This is a genomic window from Limobrevibacterium gyesilva (assembly GCF_025989185.1).
In the GTDB taxonomy this organism is placed as follows: domain Bacteria; phylum Pseudomonadota; class Alphaproteobacteria; order Acetobacterales; family Acetobacteraceae; genus Limobrevibacterium; species Limobrevibacterium gyesilva.
In genome coordinates, this window is the sequence record NZ_JAPDNT010000002.1 from 360,050 (window position 1) to 372,337 (window position 12,288).

At 69.2% G+C, this 12,288-nt stretch carries 10 protein-coding genes; 5 read left to right on the forward strand and 5 right to left on the reverse strand.

The annotated features are described in order from the left end of the window. Positions 1–8 precede the first annotated feature (8 nt). The 4 genes from OL599_RS05620 to OL599_RS05635 form a co-directional block, all read right to left on the reverse strand. Complete coding sequence (locus OL599_RS05620; protein WP_264712669.1) at positions 9–2,324, reverse strand: xanthine dehydrogenase family protein molybdopterin-binding subunit; 2,316 nt, start codon at positions 2,322–2,324, stop codon at positions 9–11. 33 nt (positions 2,325–2,357) lie between these two features. Then, entirely contained in the window at positions 2,358–3,107 is a 750-nt protein-coding gene (locus OL599_RS05625; RefSeq protein ID WP_264712670.1) for an IclR family transcriptional regulator, read from the reverse strand. Between the two features lie 190 nt (positions 3,108–3,297). Then, entirely contained in the window at positions 3,298–4,176 is an 879-nt protein-coding gene (locus OL599_RS05630) for a PfkB family carbohydrate kinase (RefSeq protein ID WP_264712671.1), read from the reverse strand. Next, positions 4,173–5,018 carry a BtpA/SgcQ family protein gene (locus tag OL599_RS05635; RefSeq protein ID WP_264712672.1) on the reverse strand — a complete coding sequence of 282 codons (846 nt, stop codon included), beginning with the start codon at positions 5,016–5,018 and terminating at the stop codon, positions 4,173–4,175. The genes OL599_RS05630 and OL599_RS05635 overlap by 4 nt, the downstream gene beginning before the upstream one ends. A gap of 95 nt (positions 5,019–5,113) precedes the next feature. Between OL599_RS05635 and OL599_RS05640 the strand changes: the two genes are divergently transcribed. From OL599_RS05640 to OL599_RS05660, 5 genes are read left to right on the forward strand one after another with little or no spacing between them, the layout of a single operon-like run. Further along, entirely contained in the window at positions 5,114–6,055 is a 942-nt protein-coding gene (locus tag OL599_RS05640; protein WP_264712673.1) for an ABC transporter permease, read from the forward strand. Then, positions 6,055–6,870, forward strand: a complete 816-nt coding sequence (locus OL599_RS05645) for an ABC transporter permease (protein WP_264712674.1) — start codon at positions 6,055–6,057, stop codon at positions 6,868–6,870. The genes OL599_RS05640 and OL599_RS05645 overlap by 1 nt, the downstream gene beginning before the upstream one ends. 13 nt (positions 6,871–6,883) lie before the next feature. After that, the gene (locus tag OL599_RS05650) at positions 6,884–8,389 is read left to right on the forward strand and encodes an ABC transporter substrate-binding protein (RefSeq protein ID WP_264712675.1); all 1,506 of its coding nucleotides are present in this window, start codon (positions 6,884–6,886) and stop codon (positions 8,387–8,389) included. After that, positions 8,390–9,088, forward strand: a complete 699-nt coding sequence (locus tag OL599_RS05655) for a DUF2161 domain-containing phosphodiesterase (RefSeq protein WP_264712676.1) — start codon at positions 8,390–8,392, stop codon at positions 9,086–9,088. Beyond that, entirely contained in the window at positions 9,051–10,532 is a 1,482-nt protein-coding gene (locus OL599_RS05660; protein ID WP_264712677.1) for a M81 family metallopeptidase, read from the forward strand. The genes OL599_RS05655 and OL599_RS05660 overlap by 38 nt, the downstream gene beginning before the upstream one ends. Before the next feature lie 103 nt (positions 10,533–10,635). Here the strand turns inward: OL599_RS05660 and OL599_RS05665 are convergent, their stop codons facing one another. Continuing rightward, the gene (locus OL599_RS05665) at positions 10,636–12,219 is read right to left on the reverse strand and encodes an ABC transporter substrate-binding protein (protein ID WP_264712678.1); all 1,584 of its coding nucleotides are present in this window, start codon (positions 12,217–12,219) and stop codon (positions 10,636–10,638) included. Positions 12,220–12,288: the final 69 nt, after the last annotated feature.

The window sequence follows — 12,288 nt, forward strand, 5'->3', positions numbered from 1 at the left end:
CCGGCCGGTCACCTGGCATTTCGGATCGCCTGCCATACACGCTCCGGCGTGGCCGGCATATCCAGTACTTTCACCCCGAGCGGCGCCAGCGCGTCCAGCAAGGCGTTCATCACCGCCGGCGCCCCACCGGCCGCCCCCGCCTCCCCGCAGCCCTTCACGCCGAGCGGATGGCTGGGCGCAGGCGTGGGGAGCGTTTCCAGCACCAGCGGCGGCAATTCATCGGCGCGCGGGATCTGATAGTCCATGAACGATCCCGTCAACACCTGGCCGGACTCGGCATCGTGCACAACGCGCTCGCACGCCGCCTGGCCGATCCCCTGGGTCACGCCGCCCTGCAACTGGCCTTCCAGCAGCTTCGGGTTCAGCACACGGCCGAAATCGTGCAACATGGTGTAACTGGCCAATGTCCAGACGCCGGTGTCCGGGTCGACCTCGACCTCGGCAACATGGCACCCGTTCGGGAAGGTCGGGCCGGAGGGGTTCCAGAACCCGTTGGCCGCCAGCAATGCAGGCGCGCCGTGCTGTCCCAGCCGCCGCGCCACTGCCTGCAGTGCCACCTTGCGGTCGGTGCCGACGATCCGGAACGCCCCGTCCTCAAACACCACGTCCGCCTCGGCCGCCTCCAGCGCGTCGGCGGCCAGCGGCGTGGCCTTGCGGATCAGGTCCACGGAGGCGTCGGCCAGCGCTGCACCGCCGATTGCGATCGATGCCGAGCCGCCGGTGCCATGGCCCGAGGGGATACGGTCGGTGTCGCCCTGCACCACGTCGATGTCCGCGGGATCGATGCCGAGCTGATCGGCCACGAGCTGGGCATAGGCGGTTTCGTGCCCCTGACCGTTGGACATGGTGCCGATCAGCACGGTCACGCGCCCGTCGGGGTTCAGCTCCAGCCACGCATGCTCGGCCCAGGAGCCCGCGACACGCTCGCAGTAATGCGCCCAGCCCAGGCCCCGCAGCCGGCCGCGCTGCGCCGCCGTGTCCCGGCGGGTGGGAAAACCCGCGGCATCCGCGCGCTGCAGGCCGGTATCGAGCATCGCCGGGAAGTCGCCGCTGTCATAGCGCAGGCCAAGCCCGGTGGCGTAAGGCATGTCCGCGGGGGACAGCAGATTGCGGCGGCGCAACTCCAGCCGGTCCATGCCGAGCACGCGCGCGGCGTGGTCCACCAGCCGCTCCAGCAGATACACCGCCTCCGGCCGCCCGGCGCCGCGATAGACCTCGGTGGGTGCGGTGTTGCTGAACACGCCGGTCACGGCGACATGGATGCAGGGCAGCCGGTAGACACCCGCCAGCGCCGGCATGTTCGAGGTCGGCGAAAGCTGCCCCTTTGGCGCCAGATAAGCCCCCACGGCAGCAGTGGATTTCACCCGCAGCGCGAGGAAGTGGGCGTTGGAATCAAGCGCCAGATCGGCGGTGTAGACGTTGTCGCGGGCCTGGTAGTCGGACAGGAACCCGTCGGCCCGCTCGCCCACCCAGGCGACGCTACGGCCGGTGCGGCGTGCCGCCCAAAGAACGACGACCTGCTCGGGATACAGCGCGTTCTTGATGCCGAAACTGCCGCCGACATCGGCCACCGTCACGCGCACCCGATCCTCGGGGACGCGGAACACGCTCTCGGCCAACGCCGTCTTGAGACCGTGCGGCATCTGTGTGCCGGTGGACAGGGTGTAGCGGCCGTCCGCGAAGGCGCCGATGGCGCCACGGGTCTCGAGCGATCCGACATGGATGCGGTTGTTGATGGCCGGCAGACGCACCACGCGCGCGGCCCGGGCGAAGGCTGCAGCCACCGCCGCTTCGTCGCCGGCGGACCAGCGGAAGCAGATATTTCTCGGCGCCTCGTCCCACACCAGCGCCGCGCCGGGCGCCGCGGCCTCGGCGGTGCCGGTGACGGCCGGCAACGGGTCGTATTCCACCATCACGGCCTCGGCGGCGTCGCGCGCCTGCTGGGCGGTCTGCGCCACCACGACGGCAACGCTGTCGCCGACGAAGCGCACGCGGCTGCGCGCCAGCGCCGGATGTTCCGGGCGGAAGGCGAAATCCTGATCCGCCGGCGTTCCGGGCAGCCGGATCAGGTCGCTGCCCGCGGGGATGCCGCCCAGGCCGTCAGCCGCGTAGTCCTCGCCGGTCAGCACCACCAGCACGCCGGGCATGGCCCGGGCCGCCGCGGTGTCGATGCCCAGGATGCGGGCATGCGCATGGGGGCTGCGGATCATCGCGGCATGCGCCATGTCCGGGCGCAGCATGTTCGCGGTAAAGCGGCCCCGCCCGGTCAGCAGCCGCGTGTCTTCCTTGCGCAGCATCGGCTGCCCGAACGCGTTCGATCCCATCACCGCTCCCCGTTTCGAACCAGCAGAGTACGCTTATTGCCCCGCATCATGAAGCCGGCGCGAAACCCGCCTTGCGGCCTCGACGGCACCCTGGATCAGGCGATCCCGCCCGTGGTCGAAGCGCGACGATACCGAAGCGATGTTCAGCGCCGCCACCACCTGCCCTTCCGCATCCACGACCGGTGCGGCCACGCCGGAACCGCCAAGGACATATTGCTGCTCGATCGTGGCGTAGCCGTCCTGGCGCACCCGGGCGAGGATCGCCTCCAGCGCCGCGGAATCCGTGACCGTGTGCGGCGTCAACGCCCGCAGCTTGCGTCCGAGCAGCGCGCGGCGCCATTGCGCCGGCGGCAGATGCGCCAGCAGCAGCCGGCCCATGGCGGTGCAATAGGCCGGGCGCAGATGGCCGAGATCGGCGTCGTAGCGCAGCTCCAGCGGGCTCACCTCCTTGGCCAGCGCGCGGACGCGGCTGCCTTGGGCCAGCACACCCAGAAGGATGGTCTCCTTCACCCTGGCACGCAGGTCCTGCATCACCGGCAGCGCCGCCTCGCGCAGCCGCGTCGCCATGTCCGGGCCAGCGCCGGCGCGGTCGCACAGACGGTAGCGGTCGTCCTCGGTGCGGGCGGCATAGCCCCGGCCGACCAGTGTGCGCAGCAGCAGCAGCGTGCTGCTCTTCGGCAGCAGCAAGGCGGCGGCGATGGTGCTCAGCGTTTGCGGCTCGGGATGCGCCTGCAAATGCTCCAGCAGATCCAGGACCCGGGCCGCCGACCGGACCTCGCTCACGCGCGGGCCAGACGGGTCTTGTTCAACATCCTGAACTCCGTGTTGCTTTCATCGCGCTCCGTTCCGGTCCGGCCGTGGTTTTCGGCCAGTGCTGTTCGCGCATCATACGCATGAGCCAAACCGCAATGACAAGGTTGCCGCCTCGCCCCCCGATCTGCGGCATGAAGCCCGATGGGGCCGAGACGGCACTTCAGGACGAGCCGAGCAGCGATGCCAGCTCTACGCGCGTCGGCAATGCCGTGAAACAACCGCGGCGGCTGACCGCCAAGGCGGCGGCCTGTTGCGCGACCGCCACCGCGGCGGCGAGCGTCATGCCCCGCGCCAGCGACGCGGCCAGCATGCCGCAGAAGGTGTCGCCGGCGCCGGTCGTGTCCACCGCCTGCACGCGCGGCGCCGGATGGCGGACCACGCTCCCGGCCGCAGCGACGACGCAGCCTTCGCCACCCAGCGTGACGATGCTCACGCCGCGGCAAAGATCCAGCGCCGCCCGTTCCGGGTCGGCACGGCCGGTGACCTGTTCGGCCTCGGAGCGATTCGCCACGGCCACCGTGGCATGCCGCAGCACATCGCGCATCGGCCAGCGGATCGGCGCGGTGTTGACCACCACGTGCGCTGCACGGGCGGCCGCTGCGCGGGTGGCGGCCTCCGACAGGTTGCCCTGCAGCAGCAGGATGTCGTCCGGCGCCATCGCCACGACGAACGCCTCGGCGACTGACACCGGCAGCGCCTCGGCACAGGCGCCCGTGCTGACGATGCAGTTCTCGGCGTCATCGGCGACCAGCAGCGTCGAGAGGTCGGTGGGCTGGCCGACATCCGGCAGCACGAGGTCCGCGAACCGCTCCGCCGCCAGCGCGGTCCGGATCATCGCCGTTTCCGGCTCGCGCCCCAGCGGCGCGCAGAAATGCACCGCAACGCCGGCGCGCGCCGCCACCACCGCCTGGTTCAGCCCCTTGCCGCCCGGCGCGCGCGCGATGCCGCTGGCCATCAGCGTTTCGCCCGGCGCCGGCAACCGCGGCACCGGCAGCGTCACGTCGATCGAGGCGTTGCCGAGAACGAAGACGCGGCTCATCCGCGCGCGCGTTCCACCGCCTGCATGAACACGCTGAGGCGGTCGGGATCCACCTGGTTCCACCACACGCCGTCCACCTTCAGCCAGCTCGCCACGATCACGCCGTCGGCCACCGAGAAGATGTCGCCGACATTGTCGGGATTGACGCCGCTGCCCACCACCACCGGCAGCGACGTGCCCTGGGCGATGTGGCGCAGCTCGTCCATGGTCGCGGCGTCGCCGGTGCGCTGGCCGGTCGCGATGGCCACGTCGGCATCGAAGAATTCGGCATCGCGGGCCATCTCGTCGATGGCGCGGTCGGCGACGATGGCGTGCGCGCCGTGCTTCACATGCACGTCGGCGAAGATGCGCACGTTGCGCGCGCGCAGCCAAGCCCGGTAGCGCGCGGCCTCGCCGGCCGGCCCTTCGATGATGCCTTCGTTGGCGACATAGGCATTGGCCCACTGGTTCACCCGCACGAACGCGGCGCCGGCCGCCTTGGCCACCGCCAGCGCGGAGATCGCGCCGTTGGCCAGCACGTTCACGCCGACCGGCAGCCCGCTCGACTGGCGCACGGCCCGCGTCATCACGGCCATGCAGGCAGCGGTCTCCGGGCCCAGCCGCTCGGGCTTGGCGAACGGGATGTCGCCGTGGTTCTCCACGATCAGCCCGTCGACCCCGCCGGCGCGATAGCGCTCGGCTTCGGCGAGCGCGAATCCGATGATGTCCTCCATGTCCTCGCCGTCATAGTCGGGCGAGCCCGGCAACGGCCGGGAATGGATCACGCCGATCACCGCACGGCGGCGGCCGAACAATGCCTGCACGGCGTTGGGCTTGGAACGGAAGACGGGCTTGGCGGCCATGGGATCTCGCTCGGTTAGGGCTGGTTGACGCTATCCCGCCCCCGGAAGATGCTCAATCGCATGTCCTGCAATCGGTTCTGGAGCGGCCCAGCCTGATGCGCGCACTCGTGGGCCGCGTGCTGGCGCTGTTGCCGATCCTGTTCGGCCTGTCGCTGCTGTCCTTCACGCTGCTGGCCCTGGTGCCTGGCGATCCCGTGACCGCCATGCTGGGCCTGGAGGCCGACCCTGCCGCCGTTGCCACGTTGCGGGCCAAGTTCGCGCTGGACCAGCCCTTCCCCGTGCGCTTCGGCGCCTGGATGCTGCACGTGCTGCAGGGCGATCTCGGCCGTTCCATCCAGACCGGACGCCCGGTGCTGGGCATGGTTGCCGTGGCGCTCGGGCCGACGCTGGAGCTGGCCGCCGCCGCGCTGGTGGTGTCGCTGTGCATCGCCCTGCCGGCCGGCATCGTCGCCGCCACGCGGCGCAACCGGGCGGCGGATTTCGCCGTGTCCATCGCCGCCCTATGCGGCCTGTCGCTGCCAAGCTTCTGGCTGGCGATCCTGCTGATCCTGGGCCTGTCGATCGGCGTGCCGTTGTTCCCCTCCTCCGGCTACGCCGCGTTCACCGCCGATCCCCTGCAGGCACTGCATCATCTCGCTTTGCCGGCCGCGACCCTGGGCGTGGCGCTGGCTGCCGCGACCATGCGCATGACGCGGGCGGCAATGCTGGAAGTGCTGCCGGCCGACTACATCCGCACCGCCGAAGCCAAGGGCCTGACACCGCGCCGGGTGGTGTGGCGGCATGCGCTGCGCAATGCGCTGATCCCGATCGTGACACTCGTGGGCATCCAGCTCGGCCAGTTGCTGGGCGGCGTGGTCGTCACCGAGACGGTGTTCTCCTGGCCGGGGATCGGCAAGCTGACGGTGGACGCCATCTTCGCCCGCGACTACCCGGTGGTGCAGGGTGCGATCCTGGTCACCGCCACATTGTTCGTGCTGATCAACCTCGCCACCGACATCGTCTGCGTGGCCCTCGATCCGCGCCAGCGGGCCGGCTGATGCGGCGGGATCCCCGCAACGCGCTGGGCGTGGCGCTGGTGGCGATCGTGGTGGCGGCGGCGCTCGCCGGCCCGGCGCTGACGCCGTTCGGGCCGGAGCAGCCGGATTTCGCGGCCACGCTGTCGCCGCCATCGTCGTTGCATCCGCTCGGCACCGACGATCTGGGCCGCGACGTGTTGTCGCGCATCCTCACCGGCGCGCGGGTGTCGCTGCTGGTGGGCTTTGGCAGCGTCGCGGGCGCCTGCGCCATCGGCGCCCCGGTCGGCCTGGTATGCGGTGCGTTCGGCGGCTGGCTCGACCGTGTGCTCATGCGCTGCATGGACGTGCTGCTGGCCTTCCCCGGCATCCTGCTCGCCCTGGGTGTGACCGCGGCATTGGGCGCTTCGGCGACGAACGCGGCGCTGGCAATCGCGCTGGTCAACCTGCCGGTGTTCGCACGCATCGCGCGGGCGCAGGCGCAGCTTGTCGCCGCGATGGACTACGTAGCGGCGGGGCGTGCCGTCGGCCTGTCCGAGCGTGCGATCCTGCTCACCTGCATCGCGCCGAACGCGCTTTCGCCGATCCTGGTGCAGGCGTCGCTGCTGCTGGCGTCGTCCATCATCACCGAATCCTACCTGTCCTTCCTCGGCCTCGGCGTGCAGCCCCCCACACCCACCTGGGGCAACATGCTGCACGACGCCGTCGGCTTCCTCGACCAGGCAAGCTGGCTCGCCTGGTTTCCGGGGATCGCGATCTTCCTGACCGTTCTCGGCTTCAACCTGCTCGGCGACGGGCTGCGCGACCGTCTCGATCCCCGAAGCGCAAAGACAGCATGATGAGGAGACGCCCATGACCCTTCGCCGCCGCACCCTGCTGGCCGCCGGCCTCGCGGCACCCGCGCTGCTTCCGGCCCGCAACGCCCTGGCGCAGCCGCGCACCTTGACACTCGGCGTGGTGTCGGACCCGGTGACGCTGGACCCGGCCTTCTCCGGCAGCTTTTTCGAGAACCAGGTGTTCTACAACCTGCACGAGACGCTGCTGGTGGCGCAGCCCGACGGCCAGGTGGTGCCCGGCCTCGCCAGTTGCGAAATGAAGAATGCGCTGACCTACGTCTTCACGCTGAAGCCGAACCTCACCTTTCACGACGGCACGCCGATCGACGCCGCCGCGGCCAAGGCGAATATCGACCGCTACCTCGATCCCGCCGTGGGCTCCATTCGCCGCGCCGATTACGGGCCCACCTCCGGCGTGGAGGTCACGGACAAGCTGGTCTTCACCATCAAGCTGTCCGCGCCGTATGCGCCGCTGCCGCTGGTGCTGACCAATCGTGCCGGCATGCTGGTCTCACCCAAGGCCGTCGCCACGATGGGCGCCGATTTCGCGACAAGGGCCGTGGGCGCAGGCCCCTACAAGCTCGCGTCCTGGACCAAGAATGCCGAGCTGGTGCTGGAGAAGTTCGCGGGCTACTGGCGCGGCGCCGACCACGGCTTCGACCACCTGGTGTATCGCCCGATCCCCGACGAGACCGTGCGCCTGGCCAATCTGCGCAGCGGCACGCTGCAACTGATCGACAGCGTGCCGCCGCAAGCCGTCGGGCAGCTTGGGCGCGAGCCGGCGGTGAAGGTGGCGCAGATGCCAAGCCTGGGCTTCAACGGCTGGTCGCTGAACTGCACCCGCGCACCGTTCAGCGATGCCCGGGTGCGGCGCGCCTTCCTGGCCGCGGTCGATCCCGAGGTGATCCACCGCGTGGTGTATTTCGGCACCGGCCGCGTCGGCCGTGGGCCGCTGTCGCCGGCAGTCGCCTGGGCGTTCGATCCGGATTTCAATCCGCCCGGCCACAATCCGAAGCGCGCCAGGCAGCTTCTGGCCGAGGCGGGCGCGCCGTCGCCGCTGCCGGTGACGATCACCGTGACCAACTCGCCGCAGATGGTCCGCATCGCCCAGATCATCCAGGCGCAGGCGGCCGACGCCGGGTTCCAGGTGACGGTGAAGCAGATCGACCCCACCAGCCTGATCACCGTGCTACGCCAGCGCGATTTCGACGTCTGCATGTCGCCCTGGAGCGGCCGCTACGATCCCGACGGCAACATGTTCTTCTATTTCACCAAGGGCGGGCCGAACAATTTCCCGGGCTACGACAGCGACCGCATGACCGGGTTGCTGACCCAGGCACGCTCCGCCACCGACCGCGCCGAGCGGGTGCGCCTGTACCACGAAGCCCAGAACCTGCTGGCCGAGGACGCGCCCATGCTGTTCCTGCATTTCGACGCGATCCTGCAGGCGTCGGCGGCGAACCTGAAATGGACGCAGTACCCCGACGCCGCCTGGCGGCTGTACGACGCCCGGATCGGATAGATGGAGGTTTCGCTCTACCGCCCGGTCAAGGCGTTCCTGGAACGCCTGGGCTTCGCGGTGAAGGGCGAGCTGCGCGGGTGCGACGTGGTGGCGGTGCGCGACGGCGAGCCGCCGCTGGTGGTGATCGCCGAGCTGAAGCTGGGATTCTCCCTGGAGCTTCTGCTGCAGGCGGTGGACCGCATGCAGACGGCGGACGAGGTGTGGCTCGCGGTGCCGGCGACGCGCCGCGGGCGCGACCGCGATCGCCGCGCGCACCGGCTGTGCCGGCTGCTCGGCATCGGCCTGCTGGCGGTCAATGCCGCGCGCGACAACGTCGAGATCCTGGTGGAGCCCGCGCCCTACCGGCCGCGGACCAACCGGCGCAAGCGCGGCCTGCTGCTGCGGGAATTCACGCGCCGCCGGGGCGACCCCGCGCAGGGCGGCTCCACCCGCCGGCCGATCATGACGGCGTACCGTCAGCAGGCATTAGCCTGCGCCGTCGCGCTGCAAGACGGGCCGAAGCGTCCGCGCGATCTGCGCCCGATCGCGCCGGAGGCGCCGAAGATCCTGCTGCGGAACGTCTATGGCTGGTTTGAACGGGTGCAATACGGCGTCTACAGTCTTGGACCGCTCGGCCAGGACGCGCTGAAAACCTGGGCGGCGCATATACGAGGAGACGCAGATGAGCTACCGGGTCCTGACCGCCGAAATCGCGCATGAGACCAACACGTTCAGCAAGGTGCCCACGGGGCTGGAGGCGTTCCGGCGCCGCGTGTTCCTGACCGCGAACGAGATCCCCGGCGCACGGCGCGGGACGCGCTCCGATCTCGGCGCCACGTTCGAGGCGGCCGAGAAATTCGGCTGGACGCTGTCCTACCCCGTCGCCGCCTCGGCCAACCCCTCCGGCCGGGTGACGGACGAGGCATTCGAAACACTGGCGGACATGCTGCTGTCAGGCGCCGATGGCGGCATCGATGGCGCATTGCTGCATCTGCACGGCGCCATGGTGACCGACAGCCACGAGGACGGCGAAGGCGAGCTGCTGCGGCGGCTGCGCGCGAAGGTCGGCCCGGACGTGCCGGTCGTCGTGACGCTGGATCTGCACGGCAACATCACCGAGCTGATGGCCACCTGCGCCAATGCGCTGATCGCGGTGCGCACCTATCCGCATGTCGACTACTACGAACGTGCCTGGCAGGGCGCGGAGCTTCTGCAACGCGCCATGAAGGGCGAAATTCGCCCGCGCACCGTCATCGCCCGGCGGCCGATGCTGCGCGGCCTCGATGGCGGCCGCACGCAGACGGGACCGATGCGCGAGCTGATCGACCGCGGCGAACAGCTGGAGCGCGATGGCCGCGCCCTGGTCGTCAGCATCTGCTCCGGCTTCACCGCTGCCGACATCCACGATATCGGCCCGAGCGTGACCGTGACGACCGATGGCGACGACGCAGCCGGCCGCGCCATCGCCGAGGAGTTCATGGATTACGCCTGGAAGACGCGCGACTTCGCCAGCGTCACCCACTGGTCGATCGACGACGCGGTGCGCCACGCCAAGGAAGGCGAAGGCAAGCACGACCGGCCGTTGATCATGGCCGACGTGACCGACAACCCCGGCAGCGGCCATTACGGCGACGCCACCAACCTGCTGCGCGCCATGATCGCAGCCGACCTGCAGAACACGGCATTCTACGCCATCTACGACCCGCAGGCCGCGCGCGAGGGGGCGCGGATCGGCGTCGGCAACAGCGGCGCGATCACACTTGGCGGCAAGCACGACCCGCAAGCCGGCGGAGAACCGCTGACTCTGACGGGGCACGTCGTCGCTCTCACCGACGGGCACTTCCAGACATTCGGCCCGATGGGCGGTGGCGTCTGGCGCGATTACGGCCTGTCCATGCTGCTGCGTGTCGGCGGCATCGACATCGTGGTGATCTCGAACAACGGCCAGGCAGTTGACACCGCGCAACTCACCTCGCTGGGCGTGGACCCCACGCGCAAGAACACCGTTGCGGTGAAATCCAACCACCATTTCCGCGCGGCCTTCCAGCCGATCGGGCGCGAGGTCATCACCGTCGATGGCGGCGGACTGGGGTCGGTGATCTGGCGGAAAGCCGGCTTCACCAAGGTGCGCCGGCCGATCTGGCCGCTCGATCCGCTGGATTAGAGCAATTGCGGCATCCGCAACAATAAGCCTGACCCGGATCGGTGCTGCTGCCAGCACCGATCAGGCCGTAGGGGCGCCGCGCGATGCGACGCCCCGCCATCCGTCAGGTGCGGCGCACGTTCCAGAATACCGGAGAGGACGTGCGCACGAAGCCACTGAGGTTCGAGCGGTATGCGGTGGGATAGAACCACTGCCCTACCGGAATGAACGGCACGTTCTTGAATACCTGAAGCTGCATCTCTTCGCACAGCTTCTTCTGGGCCGCCGCGTCAGGGGCCTGGAACCACGCGCTGCGCATTTCTTCCATCTTCGGGTCGGTCGGCCAGCCGAAATGACCACCCAGCCCGTTGCCTCGCAGCGGCGTGTGGCTGCCGGGGTTGGACACCGAAAGCCCGGCCCATGTCGTGCAATAGCAGCTCCAGCCGCCCTTCTCAGGAAGCTCTTTGCTAGTACGGCGTTGCACCAGTGTGCCCCAGTCCATGCTGGCAAACTGCACGTTCAGGCCCACGGACTTGAACAGCGCCTCCGTCACCTGCGCCATGGTTGCAAGCGCCGGTTGATCGGACGGCGACATCAACAGGATCGGCTCGCCCTTGTAGCCGGATTCAGCAATCAGCTTCTTGGCCAGGGCGAGGTCCCGCTTGCTGGTCAGCACTTCCATTCCGGCCGTGTTGGCGGACGGCGTGCGGGGCGTGAACACACCCACGCCGGTGGCGCCGAGATCGGCCTGGTCGCCCACCACGGCCTGCACGAAGTCTTCCTGGTTTACGATCGGCAGCAGCGCCCGCAGCAGCTTGGGGTTATCGAAGGGCGGCTGGACGTGGTTGGGTACGATCATCGCAACGTTGCCAAGCCTGTCCAGCGCATCGATCTTTATTCCGGGCGACTTGCGCAGCGTGGGAACGAGATCGAACAGTGGCTGCTCCACCCAGTCGACCTCACCGCGCTGCAGGGCGGCTGCGGCCGTCGACGGGTCGGGCAGCACCTGCCATTCCACACGGTCGAAATGCGCGACCTTGCCGCCAGACCAGAAGCTCGGGGGCTCCTGCCGCGGCACGTAACCCTCGAATCTCGCATAGGCAGCCGACGCGCCCGCCACCCATTCGTTGCGCAGGAACCGGAACGGCCCGCTGCCCACATAGTCAGGGATCTGGGTAAACGCGTCGGTCTTGGCGATGCGTTCGGGCATGATGAAGCAGGCCGCCGCACCGAGCGCGTAGGGAAGATGCGGGAACGGACTGGTCAGGCGGATCTCGAAGCGCTTGTCGTCCAGCACCTTCATTTCCGCCAGCTGCGACGCCAGCTGCTGGCCGAAGCCGTTGCGCTTGCTCCAGCGATTGATCGACGTGATGCAGTCGATCGCACGAACCGGCTCATTGTCGTGGAATTTCAACCCGTCGCGCAACGTGAGGCGCCAGGTGAGGCTGTCCGATGAAAGCTCGTGGCCCGCCACCATCTGCGGCCGAGGGATCAGTTGGTCATCGATGCCATAGAGCATCTCCCAGACCATATGGCCATGAATGTGGGCAACAGTCGCCGATGTCCAGATCGGATCCGGATTGGCGAGGTTGGCCTGCGGCACGAACTTCAGCACCCTTGCGGCCTGCGCCAGTGCCGGGCGCGCAAGCTGGCTTCCCGCGGCCAGCGCCGCGCCTCCGCCAAGTAGAATGTTCCTACGCCCAATCATTCCTCTTCTCCTTCGTATGTATATTAGCTAATATCTCCCATATAGATGGCTCATCCGTCCATCTCTGAA

Bases quoted from the DNA above. Each gene is read 5' to 3' on its own strand.
- OL599_RS05630 (WP_264712671.1), bottom strand. From the start codon at position 4,176: ATGAGCCGCGTCTTCGTTCTCGGCAACGCCTCGATCGACGTGACGCTG.
- OL599_RS05650 (WP_264712675.1), top strand. From the start codon at position 6,884: ATGACCCTTCGCCGCCGCACCCTGCTGGCCGCCGGCCTCGCGGCACCC.
- OL599_RS05620 (WP_264712669.1), bottom strand. From the start codon at position 2,324: ATGGGATCGAACGCGTTCGGGCAGCCGATGCTGCGCAAGGAAGACACG.
- OL599_RS05635 (WP_264712672.1), bottom strand. From the start codon at position 5,018: ATGGCCGCCAAGCCCGTCTTCCGTTCCAAGCCCAACGCCGTGCAGGCA.
- OL599_RS05655 (WP_264712676.1), top strand. From the start codon at position 8,390: ATGGAGGTTTCGCTCTACCGCCCGGTCAAGGCGTTCCTGGAACGCCTG.
- OL599_RS05660 (WP_264712677.1), top strand. From the start codon at position 9,051: ATGAGCTACCGGGTCCTGACCGCCGAAATCGCGCATGAGACCAACACG.
- OL599_RS05640 (WP_264712673.1), top strand. From the start codon at position 5,114: ATGCGCGCACTCGTGGGCCGCGTGCTGGCGCTGTTGCCGATCCTGTTC.
- OL599_RS05665 (WP_264712678.1), bottom strand. From the start codon at position 12,219: ATGATTGGGCGTAGGAACATTCTACTTGGCGGAGGCGCGGCGCTGGCC.
- OL599_RS05645 (WP_264712674.1), top strand. From the start codon at position 6,055: ATGCGGCGGGATCCCCGCAACGCGCTGGGCGTGGCGCTGGTGGCGATC.